The 15,695-nt window shown below is 46.8% G+C and carries 12 protein-coding genes; 8 read left to right on the top strand and 4 right to left on the bottom strand.

Annotated elements, in window-relative coordinates:
- Positions 1-30: 30 nt before the first annotated feature.
- The gene (locus IRJ16_RS17370; RefSeq protein ID WP_194112897.1) at positions 31-369 is read right to left on the bottom strand and encodes a hypothetical protein; all 339 of its coding nucleotides are present in this window, start codon (positions 367-369) and stop codon (positions 31-33) included.
- Between the two features lie 286 nt (positions 370-655).
- Positions 656-1,840, bottom strand: a complete 1,185-nt coding sequence (gene dinB / locus IRJ16_RS17365; protein ID WP_194112896.1) for a DNA polymerase IV — start codon at positions 1,838-1,840, stop codon at positions 656-658.
- A gap of 76 nt (positions 1,841-1,916) precedes the next feature.
- Here dinB and IRJ16_RS17360 point away from each other — a divergent pair, with 76 nt between their 5' ends.
- From IRJ16_RS17360 to IRJ16_RS17340, 5 genes are all read left to right on the top strand, one after another.
- Positions 1,917-2,477, top strand: a complete 561-nt coding sequence (locus IRJ16_RS17360) for a 2'-5' RNA ligase family protein (RefSeq protein WP_194112895.1) — start codon at positions 1,917-1,919, stop codon at positions 2,475-2,477.
- Positions 2,478-2,501: 24 nt separating this feature from the next.
- Entirely contained in the window at positions 2,502-3,113 is a 612-nt protein-coding gene (locus tag IRJ16_RS17355; RefSeq protein WP_194112894.1) for a 2'-5' RNA ligase family protein, read from the top strand.
- An 11-nt stretch (positions 3,114-3,124) separates the two neighbouring features.
- A complete protein-coding gene (locus IRJ16_RS17350) occupies positions 3,125-3,808 on the top strand; it encodes an SGNH/GDSL hydrolase family protein (RefSeq protein ID WP_194112893.1) in 684 nt (227 codons plus the stop codon).
- Positions 3,809-4,190: 382 nt separating this feature from the next.
- Positions 4,191-6,464 carry a catalase/peroxidase HPI gene (gene katG, locus IRJ16_RS17345; RefSeq protein ID WP_194112892.1) on the top strand — a complete coding sequence of 758 codons (2,274 nt, stop codon included), beginning with the start codon at positions 4,191-4,193 and terminating at the stop codon, positions 6,462-6,464.
- A 394-nt stretch (positions 6,465-6,858) separates the two neighbouring features.
- Positions 6,859-7,299 carry a c-type cytochrome gene (locus IRJ16_RS17340; RefSeq protein WP_228080271.1) on the top strand — a complete coding sequence of 147 codons (441 nt, stop codon included), beginning with the start codon at positions 6,859-6,861 and terminating at the stop codon, positions 7,297-7,299.
- 204 nt (positions 7,300-7,503) lie between these two features.
- Here IRJ16_RS17340 and IRJ16_RS17335 read toward each other — a convergent pair whose 3' ends face one another.
- Both IRJ16_RS17335 and IRJ16_RS17330 read right to left on the bottom strand, forming a co-directional pair.
- On the bottom strand, positions 7,504-8,751 hold the full coding sequence (locus IRJ16_RS17335; RefSeq protein WP_194112891.1) for a PQQ-dependent sugar dehydrogenase: 1,248 nt from the start codon (positions 8,749-8,751) through the stop codon (positions 7,504-7,506).
- A 20-nt stretch (positions 8,752-8,771) separates the two neighbouring features.
- Positions 8,772-11,525 (bottom strand): glycoside hydrolase family 2 TIM barrel-domain containing protein, encoded by a 2,754-nt coding sequence (locus IRJ16_RS17330; RefSeq protein ID WP_194112890.1) that lies wholly within the window; start codon positions 11,523-11,525, stop codon positions 8,772-8,774.
- Between the two features lie 437 nt (positions 11,526-11,962).
- Between IRJ16_RS17330 and IRJ16_RS17325 the strand changes: the two genes are divergently transcribed.
- From IRJ16_RS17325 to IRJ16_RS17315, 3 genes are all read left to right on the top strand, one after another.
- On the top strand, positions 11,963-12,685 hold the full coding sequence (locus tag IRJ16_RS17325; protein WP_194112889.1) for a 3-keto-disaccharide hydrolase: 723 nt from the start codon (positions 11,963-11,965) through the stop codon (positions 12,683-12,685).
- A 48-nt stretch (positions 12,686-12,733) separates the two neighbouring features.
- Positions 12,734-14,185, top strand: coding sequence for a Gfo/Idh/MocA family protein (locus IRJ16_RS17320; protein WP_194112888.1), 1,452 nt, complete (start codon positions 12,734-12,736; stop codon positions 14,183-14,185).
- A gap of 120 nt (positions 14,186-14,305) precedes the next feature.
- Complete coding sequence (locus IRJ16_RS17315; RefSeq protein ID WP_194112887.1) at positions 14,306-15,472, top strand: glycoside hydrolase family 172 protein; 1,167 nt, start codon at positions 14,306-14,308, stop codon at positions 15,470-15,472.
- Positions 15,473-15,695 lie beyond the last annotated feature (223 nt).

Below are 15,695 nucleotides of genomic sequence, written 5' to 3'. Positions count from 1 at the left end.
CAGATATGGCAGGGTGGTGATAAGCGATAATTAAGGAAGATCCGGAGGCGGAGAAGTTATCTCCCGATAATGTTCAGCCGGATAATTGGCTTTATAAGCCGTGCCGTGGTAAATGGCTGTACAATACAGACCGCTATTCAGCACGCGATCACGACTGTGATTTTGGAAAAATGCTTGAGCAGAAGTGATATCTTTTTCAGCCAGGCGTTCTGTGCTATCCTCTTCAGATGACGATTCAGCAACCTCTTTATAAACTGCCTTTACCACTTTGTAAACTGGCGACACTATTTTACTGCCCGTAAAAAACACCAGCAACATCACAAATGCGATGCGGAGGTATTGGGGACGGTTGAATAGAGTAGCTATCACGTAGGGTAATTTTGGTGGTACAATCGCATTTAGTTACGAAATGTTTTTACCATCGGATCTGCTCTTAGAGCATAAAGCTATAATGCCTGCCTTATTGAGCTTGAAAGCATATGTTCAAAATGATGTTGTAGATAAGGTTATGTATCTAATTAGTTGATATAAAGCCAGTTAAATTAGATGTTCGAGGTTATGTATTCTTCAAAATAATATTACTCTGAAATAGAGTAACTATCTGCATTCGAGAAGGTTTCTAACAAGTCTTTAATCCGTAACCCACTGATAAACCTCACCCCTTCATAAAAGGATTAAAGTTCCGTGTCCCTATCTCCATCCCGCCGGCGCGGCAAACGGTCTTATCGCCAAACTTGAAATTGATCTGATCCATGGCTTGGTAGAGTTTGATCTTCTCTTCATTATCCTCGAACAGGTTGATTTGGTAACTGCCTGTACAAAGGTTACTCAACTTAACACCGATCAGCCTTATCGGCCGGTGACCGTTCCAGGCTTTCTTTAACAGGTTTTTTACGCCGGGCAGGAGGATATGTTCGGCGGCTGTCAGCGCTATCTTTTCCTGCACGGTATGGGTCTCAAAATTGCCAAAGCGTATTTTGATGCTCAGACAGCCGGCGACTTTATTTTCGCGGCGCAGTTTGCCGGCCAGTTCTTCGGTCATGGAAGTGAGCATGGTCTCCAGGGTGCGTATCTCGGTGACATTGCTTTCAAAAGTATGGTCTTGAGAAATCGACTTACGGTCCGAATGCGGCACGATCTCGGCATGGTCTATCCCGTGTGCTTTTTCGTAAATGTAAAGTCCGGCTTTACCGAATATGGCATTCAAAAATTTCAGGTCGACGCGTTGCAGGTCGGCTATTTTTTCGATTCCGTAGCTGTACAGTTTTTGACAGGTTTTTTCGCCCAGCATGGGTATCTTTTTAATAGGCAAGGGCGCCAGGAAAGCTTTCTCGGTACCATGGGGCACTAACAATTGCCCGTTAGGCTTAGCCAACCCCGTAGCGATCTTAGAAACCGTTTTTCCCGACGACATCCCGAAAGATATGGGCAAACCCGTTTGCCTAATGATCTTTTGCCTTAGTTCCCCCGCGAACTTATAGCAGTCGTGAAAGCGGTCCATACCCGTCAGGTCGATATAAAACTCATCTACCGATGTTTTTTGGTACAGCGGTACCGTATCATGAATGATCTGTGTTACCTCGCGCGATGCCTCGCCATACCTGCCATGTGTGCCCCGCACAACGGTAGCATGGGGGCAAAGCCGCATAGCTGTTTTCATAGGCATGGCCGAGTGGATACCGAACTTGCGCGCCTCGTAGCTACAAGCCGCTACCACGCCACGGTCGGCCGATCCGCCGATCAACACCGGCTTGCCGATCAGCGACGGATCGAACTTGCGTTCTACCGATACAAAAAAAGTATCCAGGTCGATATGTACGATGTTCCGCTTGGTTCCCACACCACAAATGTGAAAATAAATTTGGATAAATACTAATTTATTTAGCAATTTTATCGCCGAGATAAACGCGATCAACATGGAAACTTACACCGACTACCTAATGCTGCTGGAATTGCCCAAAAACCTGATGTATGATATTGGCCGTTATAAAAGAGCGTCGGCGAGGGTGATCGGCAACTTCCCCGGGTTGGATTCGGCGGCACATATATCGCTCAACCATCGGCATCGTTGCAAGCCCAATATCGAGCGTCACGGCATTAGTCAGATAGGGGAGAAGCTTGCCATGATCACGCCCATGCAGTTGCAGGTTTATAACTTCAAATACTTCACCCATGGCGATACGGGCTACACCATTTATGCTTGTATCGTGATGAACGAGCAGACCCAACGCTGGTTCAAAGCCGTGCAGAATAGCTTGGGGATGGTACAGAAGATCACCATCCCGCACATCACCATCGTTAAAAATATCTCGCCCGAAAAATTTCAGTTGCTGTGGCCCAAGTTCGCCCAAAGCAAGTTCAGTTCGGGTTTTATTGCCGATAAACTGACCGTGCTGGAGCGGGAGACCTACGTGCAGCAGTCGCGTTGGAAGAGATATAAGGATTTTAAGTTCGGGGAGAAATTGATGCAGTATTGATAACCAAATTAATTAGCGATAAGTATGGAACGGGAAATATTAGTATTGATGGTACTCTCGCCAAGCGAGGAGGTCATGAAGGATATAAAAGGCCTCAAGGCGGAAATCGCCACTTTGATCGGTGATTTTGATTCGCGTAAATCAAAGGCGCATATAACGATAAGGCCAGAGGAGCCTCGTAGTGGTCGACAGTTTCCCAACTATCTGAAAGACATGGAACGTGTCTTAAGACAATTACCTCCAATACAGTTAAGAACAAATGGTTTTGAAGCGTTCCCTAACAATGGTATGATCTTCGTTAAATTTGATCTTGACGATTATATTAAGAGATGGTTTGAACTTTTAAATGAATACTTATCAGTCAGATCTCGTATCATGCCACATATCACTTTAGCCAAAGGATTATTATCTGATGATTTTATAAATGCTTGGTCGATGCTGAAAGGGCGAGAATATCAAAGAGAGTTTGTAATAAATCATTTGTTAATATTAGAAAGAGATGTAGAAACATCGCAATTCAAACCATTAAAAAAGATCTATTTCTGCAATCCGGATAAGGAACTTAGGCCTGCAGCAGATCTTTTTAGCGCCATGCCGGGTTTGTTGCCCTCTGCATCTCCCACAATATTTTCTTAAATTGCACCATCATGAAATACTATATCGCTGTGATCTTTTCATTACTCCTTGGCAAATTCGCCACAGCACAAGACTGGCCCGGCATTGGCCGTTACGAAAAACAAAATGCCGCTTTATCCGAACCGGTAAAAGATGAGACCCGCGTAGTTTACATGGGTGACTCGATCACCGATTTTTGGATCAATAACGACGGCGACTTTTTTAAGAACAACAACTATATCGACCGCGGCATCAGCGGACAAACTACCGGACAAATGCTGATCCGTTTCCGCCCGGATGTGATCAACCTGAAACCCAAAGTGGTTGTGATATTGGCCGGCATCAACGATATCGCCGAAAATAATGGTCCATCTAAATTGGAAGACGTAATGGGCAACCTGGCCTCCATGGCCGAATTGGCCCGCGCCAATAAGATCAAGGTAGTTATGGCATCAGTGTTGCCAGCCGCCGCTTTCCCATGGAAGCAAAGCATCGACCCCAAACCTAAGGTGAAAGCGCTGAACGATATGATCAAAGCCTACGCCGAAAAAAATAAATTCATCTATCTTGATTATTTCACCACAATGGTCGACGAAAACCAGGGCCTGCCAAAAGCCATCGCCGATGACGGCGTACACCCAAATTTGGCTGGTTACAAGATCATGGAACCTTTGGCACAAGCCGCTATCGCGAAGGCGTTAAAGTCGAAACAATGATGAGATCTGCCTATCTAAGTGTCCACACATTTGAGAAGGAAAACCCAAGTCTCCCCGCTCAAGCGGGGAAGCGAGACTTTAAATATTCAGCCGGCCCCGCCAGTTCAAGCGTCCACGCTTGAAGCGAAAAATTGTAAGCGTCCACACTTACGATAAACGAACTATATAAGACCTTCATCAAGCGAACGCTTGATGAAGGTCTTTCACCTTTCACCTTTCACCTTTCACCTTTCACCTTTTTCTATTTCCTCCAAACATCATATAACTTTTACCTATCCATTATAGAGTTAATTGATTTGATCGTAATTGAATTATCTTCTAACTTTACATTGTTGCGCAGCCTAAGGCGCGGCATTGAACAGACAACTAATAAACTTTAAATATGGAAAACGGATCGAACGACATCAGTAAATGCCCGTTCCACAACGGTAGTATGAAACACAATACCGGCGGTGGCGGCACGCGTAACCACAATTGGTGGCCTAATCAGCTTAAATTGAACATCCTGAGACAAAATTCGGCCCTGTCCGACCCAATGGATAAGGATTTTAACTACGCCGAAGCATTTAAAAGTCTTGACCTTGAAGCTTTAAAAACTGACCTCCATGCATTAATGACCGACTCACAAGATTGGTGGCCTGCCGATTTTGGTCACTACGGCGGCTTGTTCATCCGCATGGCCTGGCACAGTGCCGGTACTTACCGCGTGCACGATGGCCGTGGTGGCGGTGGTGCCGGTCTTCAACGTTTTGCCCCGTTGAATAGCTGGCCTGATAACGTGAGCTTGGATAAAGCCCGTCGTTTACTTTGGCCGATCAAGCAGAAATATGGCAACAAAATATCGTGGGCCGATCTGATGATCCTGACCGGCAATATCGCCCTGGAATCCATGGGCTTTAAGACTTTTGGCTTTGCCGGTGGCCGTGCCGATGTTTGGGAAGCCGATGAATCGGTTTACTGGGGTTCGGAAACTACCTGGCTGGGCGGCGATGTACGCTACGCTGGTGGCTCTGAAGGTGTCCAAGGTCCGGGTGTATTGGTGTCTGACGATGATGCCGATGGCCATGTACATGCACGTAACCTGGAAAAACCACTTGCTGCTGTGCAAATGGGTTTGATCTACGTTAACCCCGAAGGTCCCGATGGGAACCCCGACCCGATCATGGCGGCTAAAGACATCCGCGATACTTTCGGCCGCATGGCAATGGATGACGAGGAGACAGTAGCACTGATAGCAGGTGGCCACACTTTTGGCAAAACACACGGCGCGGCACCGTCTGATAATGTGGGCAAAGAGCCTGAGGCTGCCGACCTTGGTGCGCAAGGCTTTGGCTGGCATAATAAATACGCATCCGGTAAGGGTGCTGATACCATTACCAGCGGCTTGGAAGTGACCTGGACCACTACGCCGACCCAATGGAGCAATAATTTTTTTGAGAACCTTTTCGCTTTTGATTGGGAACTAACAAAGAGCCCGGCTGGTGCACACCAATGGGTAGCCAAAAATGCTGAAGCGATAATCCCTGATGCTTACGACAGTGGTAAAAAGCACCTGCCAACCATGCTGACCACCGACCTTGCTTTAAGATTCGACCCGGCTTATGGTAAAATATCAAAACGCTTTTTAGATAACCCGGACCAATTTGCTGATGCTTTTGCCCGTGCCTGGTATAAGCTAACGCACCGCGATATGGGCCCTAAAGCCCGTTACCTTGGCCCGGATGTACCGGAGGAAGAACTGCTTTGGCAAGACCCGATCCCGGCTGTCGATCATGCATTAGTTGATGATGCCGATATAGCTGATCTTAAGTCGAAAATATTAGCGTCCGGCTTAACCGTTGCGGAATTGGTATCAACCGCCTGGTCGTCAGCATCAACTTTCCGTGGTTCAGATAAACGCGGTGGCGCTAATGGTGCGCGTATCCGTTTGGCCCCGCAAAAATATTGGCAGGCTAATAACCCGTCGCAACTGCAAAAGGTATTAGGCGTGTTGGAGGGGATCCAATCATCGTTCAATACAACGCACGGCGGTAAAAAAATATCCGTGGCCGATATCATTGTATTGGCAGGTAACGCCGCTGTGGAAAAGGCCGCTAAAGATGCCGGGCAGGAGCTAAGCGTTCCGTTCACGGCAGGTCGTGCTGATGCATCGCAGGAACAGACCGACGTGGAGTCATTCGGTTACCTGGAGCCTGTCGCTGATGGTTTCCGCAATTATCGTAAAGGCAAAGTTTCTGTATCGACAGAAGAATTACTGATAGACAAAGCCCACCTGCTGACCCTGACCGCTCCTGAACTGACCGTACTGGTTGGTGGCTTGCGTGTGCTGGGTAACAACTATGATGGCTCTGCTAACGGCGTATTCACAGATCGCCCGGGCCAGCTGACCAACGATTTTTTTATCAACCTGCTGGATATGGGCACCGCCTGGAAAGCCGCATCGCAAGACCGCGAACTGTACGAAGGCAGCGATCGCGCCACCGGCGAACTGAAATGGACCGGCACCCGTGCCGACCTGGTATTCGGCTCAAACTCCGAGTTACGTTCCATTGCCGAGGTGTACGCCGCTTCGGACGCGCAAGGTAAATTTGTTAAGGATTTTGTTGCTGCATGGAACAAGGTGATGAACGCTGATAGATTTGATCTGCTGAAGTAATAAATAACATAAAACGGGGAGTGTCCCATTGAGCTTGTCGAAGGGTGAGCGTGTGCTCATCTGCTATGCATTTTTGCGATGACATCGTACCATGGTTCGACAGGCTCATTATGCACGCTATTATATTGAACGGCCTTTGGACTTTTATCCAAAGGCCGTTTTTGTGATCTGCCCTTTTTACTTAACAGGCAGCCAGCTAACTGTACGGAAGGGCGCGTCAGGCTAGCCATTTTGTTGTGTAGTAAGAAAAAATAAGATCGGATCTAAACTTTTGATCCAATTCCGAGTCAATACATCTGCCGGATATTAGGACAATTTTAATAAAGGGCTGCTGTTCTTAAAATGCTGATGATAAACACAAAGTTTTTTAAATAAAAATGCTTTTGTAACAGCATTGTCATCGTTTTTTACAGTTGAAAAAATTATACTTGCAAAAAAAATAACCATGAAATTTAAATTTAGAGCATTATTATTCACTATCGCCTTTACTGCTATTTCAGGCGTTATGTATACAGCATCAGCACAAACTAAAAAAGCTCCGGCTAAAAAAGCACCTGCGGGTAAATCGAGCGCGGCTGATATTGCAGCAGGACAGGATCTGATATCAAAATCTGACTGTTTAACTTGCCACAAATTAGACGTTAAAATTATTGGCCCTGCTTACAAAGACGTGGCTGCCAAATACAAACCAACCGACGCTAATGTTGCCTTGCTTGCTAAAAAGGTATTAGAAGGCGGTAGCGGTGTTTGGGGCGCAGTACCAATGTCAGCTCATCCTAACTTGTCTACTGCCGACGCTAAAAAAATGGTGAGATATATCCTTTCAGTTAAATAAGCGTTCGGGTCATATATACAGAACGGCGCGTTACTTTTGGTAACGCGCCGTTTTTGTTTGCCTATATGTTGATATCGAAAATTAACCACGAAGTGTACAAAGGGTGTAAAACACAAAGGCACAACGCTTTGCATATCAGCAACGTATCTTTGTGCCATTTGTAAAAATTTTGCGTGCTTAGTGGTTAAAAGCAACCTGCATTTGTTAATTATTCACCATTTTATAGATAGCGCATTTGTTATTGCCCGGGCCGGTATCTGGGTTGGTCAGTACGTATAATTCGCCGTTCTCGTCCTCGCTAATGCCGGTGATCTTTTGGTTGGCGGGGATATCTTTCAGGCTGATATTGCCGCGCTGCCATTTAGCGCCTTCTTTTTGCAGGTACCAGATCGGGCCCGTCCAATCGGCGAAGAAGTATTTGCCTTTAAGCGCCGGTACGCCTTTACCGTTATATACAAAACCGCCCATAATGGATACGCCTTCGCGGTGGCTGTACTCGTGTATTGGCATGATCATACCGTCTATCTTGCAACCTGTTTCGGGTGTGTTAGTGAAATTGTGGCAATGTGCACCTTCCAAAACACGCCAGCCGTAATTACCACCTTTGGTCACAATGTCTACCTCTTCCCATAGATCCTGACCTACCTCGCCTACGAACATTTGTTTACTGGCCTTATCGAAAGACAGGCGATACGGGTTACGGAAACCTGATGCGTAGATCTCGGGCTTGTGGTCGGCTTTACCTACAAATGGGTTATCTTTCGGTACGCTATAAGGCTCGCCCGAGTTAACATCGATACGTAATATCTTACCCAATAGCGTATTCATGTCCTGACCATTGCCGATCGTGCCATGCTTATCGTGCTGACCGCCGCCATCGCCTAAAGAGACGTACAGGTAACCATCCGGCCCGAACTTTACACAGCCGCCATCGTGGTTGCCGTCGGGTTTATCAAAGGCCATAATGATCTTGCCAGAGTTTGGATCAACTTGACCTGATGCTGGTAAAACATATTCGGCTACCACATCGGTGTGGTCTATTCGCACGCCCGGTTTCTTTTCGGCATCGCGACTGTAAAAAATGTAGAACTTACGGTTGCTTTTAAACTGCGGGTGCAAGGCAATACCCAACAAGCCGCGTTCCTCGTAGCCATTGTTTATCTTTTTTACCTTACTGCGCAGGTCAGCGATAGGCTCAGCGTTTACTTTACCATCTTTGAGTGATAAGATCACGCCATTCTGTTGCAGTATCCAGGTCTCGCCGTTGCCGGGGAAAGCCATATCGGTCAGGGCTTCTAACCCGTCGGCTACCTTTTGGGCTTTAAGGGTGATAGCCGCCGGATCGGCAACTTTTCTTGCAGGCTTATCTAATATGTACGACGATAGCGTGAACGCCGCCATACCCATGCCGCAAACTATGGCGGCTATTTTTAAGGTTGATGATAATTTCATTTGATATGAACTGTGATCTGTTAGTGGATAAAATCGAACCAAAGCGTGCCGCTGATGGTCTCGCCGGTCAAGTGATATTTTTGGCTTTGTGGCCCCATAGCCTTAGCTGCCTGGAACTTGGTACCGATAGCGCTGATACCGTTCAGGAAACCAATAGTGCCTTTAGGGAACGGCGGTTCCACACTATTGTTAGCCATAGGGTCTTTCTCGCGAGCAGGTTGGTACAGTTGCAGGTACATATTCTTATCGTCGGTGTAAACGGTGAACGGCGCTTCCTTGTTCTCGATGGTAGCCCAATTCACTTCGCTATGGAAGCCTTTAAACTCGGGGTAGCCCCAGGTTTCGCCGGTGATGGTGTTGTTATAATCTTTGCTCCACACGCCAAATTGCTGACCAGGGACACGGTTCTTCCAGGTCCGGTACGGGCCGCGGCCTAAGTATTTAACGCCCGTAACTTTAGCTTCGGGATAGTTAAAAGTGATACCCATAAAGTCCACGTCGCCGGTCTGGGCGTAGCTATATTCCAGTTTGGGTAATTTGCCCGATGCAAAGGTCCATTTAACATTAAATTCCGCTCCGCCTTCATATTCGGCTTCTACAACGTATTGGTCGCCTTCGTCCTCAAAAGTAAAGTCTTTCAACTTGGTCTCTACACCAGCCAATGATGGCCCGCCTGATAGGGAGATGTCGGTGTTGCCTTTAATAACATTCACCAAATAGCCGCTGGCTTTACTGAAATAATAACGGATACCATCGCATTTCACAATAAGTTCGTTCGCTACTTCAGAAATATTGATAGCCGACTTCGCTATCGCGATAGCAGGTTTAACAACCTCTTTAGGCGACTTGATCGCCCAGCTCCAGGTAAACAATTCTTCGCCTTTAGGGCCATAGGCGGTCAGGTAAAGCGCGTCGTTATTTTTCCAGTTGGCAGGTAATTTCAGATCAAGCATACCTTTTGCACCAGGGGCTAATTCCAGTGGGGTAGGGATGCCGGTGATCGGCAAAGTTTTCTTTGCTACACCCTGCGCTGCCGGTAACTTCACCAATTGCCATTTAAACTTGCACTGACTTAGCTTGGTGAACGCATAACGGTTCTCTACCTCTATCTTGCCATCGAAGGCATCGGTCAACGGTTGGGTATTAATATAAACCGGCGACCATAATTCTTTTACCGTATAAAAGCTTGCTTCTTTTTCGCGGTGCGGGCCAAGCACGCCGTCGGGGGCGCGGTTGCCGGTGCCATCGTAGGTGTTATTCTTATCGGTACGGATCACGCTTTCATCCACAAAAGCCCAAAGGAAACCACCGGCCAGGTGCGGATACTTGTACATCTCGCGCCAAAAGTCTTCTAAACCAGCACCAATGCCGCCATCATACAGGCCATGCATAAACTCGGTCGGCATAAAAATATCCTTGCCGGCATTAATGGTACGCATAATGCCTGCGTAATCAGGGTAATGTTTAGTATTCACATCACCAAAGGTTTCCCATGGGTGTAATACATTTCGTTTTTGCGGATCGTAAAGGGCGTAATCATTATCCAAGGCCTTGTTCCAGCCACCCTCGTTGCCGTTATCCCAAAACAGGATAGAGGGGTGGTTAACATCGCGCACCACTAATTCTTTCACTAATTTGCGGCCAACCAGGGTATCGTATTTAGATTGCCAGCCGGTCAGCTCGTCTAAAACGTACAGACCCAACGAATCACAAACATCCAAAAACTCCTGATCTGGAGGGTAGTGCGACATCCGCACCGCATTGTTGTTCATTTCCTTCATCAACTTCACGTCTTTCACCTGCAGGTCGTAACTTAGCGTCCTGCCTGTCTCCGGCCAAAAACTGTGGCGGCAGGTTCCTTTAAGAACGGTCCGTGCGCCGTTCACATACAAACCGTCGCCCGGGCGTACCTCCACCGTACGGAAACCGAATTTTTGCTTGGTAGTATGGATCACCTTCAGTTTATTTTTTACAGTGATAGCTACCTTATACAGGTTAGGGAACTCGTCGCTCCATAATAAAGGCTTGGTAATGTTGGCCGTCAAAGTAGCATGGTCGGTTGCCGGATCGGCCGCTACCGAGAATGGTTTACCAACCGGCAAGCCGTTCAGTTTTTGGATCTGGGCTTCGATCACGTCGCCTTGTTTCAGGTTCTGATGATAAACATCTACATAAAAAGAACCGTCGGCTTTGGCGTTGATGGCCATACGGTCGATATAAGTATCCGGCGTTATCTCCAGATACACCGGGCGATAGATCCCGCCGAACACCCAAAAATCGCTTCGGTTGCGTTCGGCATCGTTCACGCCTTTATTGGCCGACATTTTATCTACAAAAACCTCAAGTAAATTATTGGCATTGGGTTTTACCAGATCTGTGATGTCATACTTAAAACGATAAAAGGCGCCCTGATGGATAGGGCCGGCTTGCTGACCGTTGATCAATACCTTGGTATCGGTCATGGATCCTTCAAACACAATGAATACGCGTTTGCCCTTCCATGGGCCGGCTTTAAATTGGTGTTTGTATTGGCCCTGCTCGCTGGCTTTGTCTTTATCGCCGCCATAATTGTAGGCGCCGAAGCCCTGAAGTTCCCAATTAGACGGAACGGGGATCTTGGTCCACTCGCCGCTTTTGCGGCCGGCGGTACAGTAAAAGTCCCACAACACGGTGTGGTCCTTATCGGTACCCGACAGGTATTTGATCACCGTAGATTGCGCCGATGCGCCAAAGACAATGCAGCAGGCAAGTACTTGTAGTAAAAGTTTCTTCATGGTTCAAAAGGTGTGAAATACTGGCTTGTATGGTAAAAATTAACCTGTTGTAAAGCGGGGTAATTTTAGTGCCAAGATCAAAATTATCAGCGTTTTAAAAAAGAGCCGCGGCAGATAAAACATGCAAACGTTCCCGATGCCGTGCATATCAGGCATTTAAAGATACGTTAAAAGTTCCTTACTGTTTTTTAATATGTCGGTATCAAGATCTTTACAGAAGTTAGGCCATCATCACGCATATTTTTCAGTAGTTTAGTTGGATCGATCTAATGGAATTACCGGTGTTTTAGATATAGTTCGATAGCGTCAGAGGAATTTTAATATTTTAAAAACAAAATATTAATTCTTGAAACTGATGTTGCAAAATTGGACTATATTCAGAATATTTGTTTTTCCCCAATAGTAAACCGGGTGGCGACCACTCTTAAAACCAAAAAATGAAAATTTATGCTATCGGCGTGCTGGCTTTGGCCTTCATGCACCAAACTGCCACAGCGCAGAAACCGAACACTCTGACCAAGAAAGAGCAAAAAGCAGGTTGGAAATTACTTTTTGATGGTAAGACCCTTGCGGGCTGGCACACGTTTAAAAAAGACACTGCCGGTGCCAAATGGAAAGTTAAAGATGGTACCATTATTTTTGATCAGTATGAGAAAAAAGGTGGTGGCGACTTAGTGACCAACGGCGAGTACGAGAACTACGAGCTTAACCTGGAGTGGAAAGTTGAAAAAGGCAGTAACTCGGGTATTATTTTCGACGTGCAGGAGTCTGCAAAATACGGCGCTACCTGGCAAACCGGTCCGGAGATGCAAGTTTTAGACAACATTGATGCCGAGGACAATAAAAAAGAGAACCACTTAGCAGGCTGTTTATATGACATGGCCGGTGATGCATCGGTATCTAAACCGGTACCGGTAGGTGAGTGGAACAAGGTTCAGATCATTCAAAACAAAGGCCACTTAAAATTAGTGCTTAACGGTATCACTACCTACGAAGGTACTATTGGCAGCGAGGAGTGGAACAAACTGATCGCTAATAGCAAGTTTAGAGGTAATACATTTGCTGACTTTGCTAAAGTAGCTAAAGGCCACATCGCTATTCAGGAACACCCGGGTTCAAGTGCCTGGAGGAACATGAAGATCCGCGAGATCACAGAATAACCATTTAACAATTTATTACACCCTGTAAGATCATTTAGTAAATTTTATATGAAAGAGAACGAAGAAAAAGCAGAAGGCACCACACGGAGAGATTTCGTGAAAACAGGTGCTGTTGCTGCTGCTGCTTTTAGCATTGTGCCACGTTTTGTGTTGGGTAAAGGTTACCGCGCACCAAGTGATACTTTATACATTGCCAGCGTTGGTGTTAATGGTAAAGGCGAGAGCGATCTAAGAGAGTTTGTTAAAAGTGGTAAAGCAAAACCTCAATTTTTATGTGATGTTGACCAGGTTAAAGCTGCCGGCACATACAAGCAATACCCTGATGCTAAGCGCTATGTAGATTACAGAGAGATGCTGGATAAGGAAAGCAAGAACTTTGATGCTGTACACTGTGCTACTCCGGATCACATGCACGCCGTTGTTGCTACTGCGGCAATGTCAATGAAAAAACACATCTACGTACAAAAACCAATGGCGCACGACGTTTACGAAGCTCGTATGATGTCGTCCATGGCAGATAAGTATAAGATCGTGAGCCAAATGGGTAACCAGGGTTCATCAAGCGATGGTGTGCGTTTAATGCAAGAGTGGTATGATGCCGGTTTGATCGGCGACATTAAAGAAGTTTACTGCTGGACCAACCGCCCTATCTGGCCGCAAGGTAACGGCATGAAATGGCCTACCGAGTCGCGCGAGGTGCGTGATACCCTTAACTGGGATCTGTGGCAAGGTACTGCTAAAGCAAGGCCTTACCCGATCGGTCGCGATCAGGGTGGTATCGATGTGTTACCATTCTCTTGGCGTGGCTGGTGGGATTACGGAACCGGTGTATTAGGTGATATGGGCGCCCACATCCTGCATGCACCAATGAAGGTTTTGGGTCTTAAATATGTAACCTCGGTGCAATCAAGTGTTGGCGGCGGCGGTTCGTTAGATGTTGGCCCAAGCAGCAACTACACAGTAATGAGTTTCCCTAAATCAGACAAAACCAAAGGCCCGGTAAAAGTTCACTGGATGGACGGTGGTATCTTGCCTCCGCGCCCTGAAGAATTGGAGCCTGAAGAGAACTGGGCAGGTATTGGCGACGGCGGTATGCTGTTTGTTGGTACTAAAGGTAAAATGACCGCTGGTTGTTATGCTGAAGCGCCACGTTTATTAGGCGAAGGCTTGATGGATAAAGCAGCCAAGATCAAACCTAAGTATGATCGTGTAAAAGGTAGCACAGGTGGCCACTATGCTCAGTGGGTGGAGGCTTGCCTTGCCGGTTACGGTAACGCTAAAACCAGCTCGCCAATGTCTGAGGCCGGCTTGTTGACAGAAGCTATGTTAATGTGTAACCTGGCTATCAGAGGTGTAAGCGTTCAGCAAGGTCGTCGTTACCCTGCACGTTTCGTAAACCTGGAGTGGGATGCCGCTAACTTAAAGGTGACCAACGTTGACGAGGTTAACCAATTTGTTAAACGTACATACCGCGATGGTTATAGCTTAAGCGGCATTTAATATCCGCTTTTGATAAAAATAGCAGGAGGCACCGGTAACGGCGGCCTCCTTTTTTTGTTTTAAGTGTTTGGATGATGTATATACAAGTAGGTATCTTAGATGGAAACAATACCTATTTTTATGAAGAAGCTCTTTTTACTGCTGTTGGCGGCGGCGTGCCTAACGCTATCGGCCACGGCCCAAAAATTTAATGGTGTCAATGTTGGCCTGGGCAACATCTGGCAACTGTCCGACGCGCAAACACGCTCCATCAGCCCCGAAAATTTTAAAGGTGAAAAAGGCAAAGGCGGTATGGCAACCACCGGCACGGGCCAGGGCCCTGCCCGCGATCTGGGGCAGGGTTGGAAGATCAGTCCGAGTGTAGACATTAAAGCCCACACCACCTTTACTATTGCCGAGATAGACGGATCCGGCGCTATCCAGCATATTTGGATGACGCCGACCGGCAACTGGCGCTTCTCTATCCTGCGCTTTTACTGGGACGACGAGACAACGCCATCGGTAGAGGTCCCCGTGGGCGATTTCTTTTGTATGGGATTAGGACGTTACGCACCGGTAACCTCGCTGCCTGTAGTGGTGAACCCGGGCAGCGCTTTCAATTGCTATTGGCCTATGCCTTTCCGCAAGAAATGTAAGATCACCATGGAGAATATCGACGACCGCGACATGCGTTTGTATTACCAGGTAGATTATACCCTGACCAAGATCCCCGATGATGCGGGCTATTTCCACGCGCAGTTCCGCCGGGTTAACCCTGTGCCGTATAAAAAGGACTATGTATTGGTTGACAGCATCAAGGGCAAAGGACAGTTTGTGGGTACCTATATGGCCTATGGATCTTATCACAACGGTTGGTGGGGCGAAGGCGAGATCAAATTCTTTATGGATGGCGATGATAAATTTGCCACGATAGTTGGCACCGGTACCGAGGATTATTTTTGCGGGTCCTATGATTTTCACACCAATCAACAGAATGACAAGGGCCAATGGGTAAACGATTACAAAGAATTTACCGGACCGTACACTGGTATGCCGCAGGTTGTGCGTGGCGATGGAAACTATAATTCCGCCCAGCGATTTGGTTTGTACCGCTGGCATATCACTGACCCCATCCGTTTCGAAAATAATTTAAAAGTGACCATTCAGGACCTTGGGTGGCGCGGCGACGGTCGCTATCGCCCGTTACAGGATGACATAGCTACTACGGTCTTCTGGTACCAATCCGGTCCGCACACACCGTTCCCTAAATTGCCGGGTAAAGATTGGTTAGAGAATAGTTACAGGTAGGGCCTGTTCTTTACGATCTTTTGCGTTGATATTTATTAATGAAAAAATTTTGATATTATCAAGGAACGGGTTGAATATTTGTAGTCTGATAGTCAATGTTTTAAAGGTGTATACGGTGTAGGCACCCATGCCGTATACACCTACACACTACGTTTTATATCAACCGCTAAGTGCAACAATATGCTGCACTTAGCGGTTTTTGCTTTAATAGGAGAGCAGGATC

The sequence above is a fragment of the Mucilaginibacter myungsuensis genome (genome assembly GCF_015222005.1).
Lineage (GTDB): Bacteria > Bacteroidota > Bacteroidia > Sphingobacteriales > Sphingobacteriaceae > Mucilaginibacter > Mucilaginibacter myungsuensis.
Note: the sequence above shows the minus strand (reverse complement) of the source record. Positions and strands in the feature narration are given on the sequence as shown.

Coding starts and splice junctions, on each gene's coding strand:
- IRJ16_RS17360 (WP_194112895.1), top strand. CDS start 1,917: ATGGAAACTTACACCGACTACCTAATGCTGCTGGAATTGCCCAAAAAC.
- IRJ16_RS17355 (WP_194112894.1), top strand. CDS start 2,502: ATGGAACGGGAAATATTAGTATTGATGGTACTCTCGCCAAGCGAGGAG.
- IRJ16_RS17350 (WP_194112893.1), top strand. CDS start 3,125: ATGAAATACTATATCGCTGTGATCTTTTCATTACTCCTTGGCAAATTC.
- katG (WP_194112892.1), top strand. CDS start 4,191: ATGGAAAACGGATCGAACGACATCAGTAAATGCCCGTTCCACAACGGT.
- IRJ16_RS17335 (WP_194112891.1), bottom strand. CDS start 8,751: ATGAAATTATCATCAACCTTAAAAATAGCCGCCATAGTTTGCGGCATG.
- IRJ16_RS17330 (WP_194112890.1), bottom strand. CDS start 11,525: ATGAAGAAACTTTTACTACAAGTACTTGCCTGCTGCATTGTCTTTGGC.
- IRJ16_RS17325 (WP_194112889.1), top strand. CDS start 11,963: ATGAAAATTTATGCTATCGGCGTGCTGGCTTTGGCCTTCATGCACCAA.
- IRJ16_RS17320 (WP_194112888.1), top strand. CDS start 12,734: ATGAAAGAGAACGAAGAAAAAGCAGAAGGCACCACACGGAGAGATTTC.
- IRJ16_RS17315 (WP_194112887.1), top strand. CDS start 14,306: ATGAAGAAGCTCTTTTTACTGCTGTTGGCGGCGGCGTGCCTAACGCTA.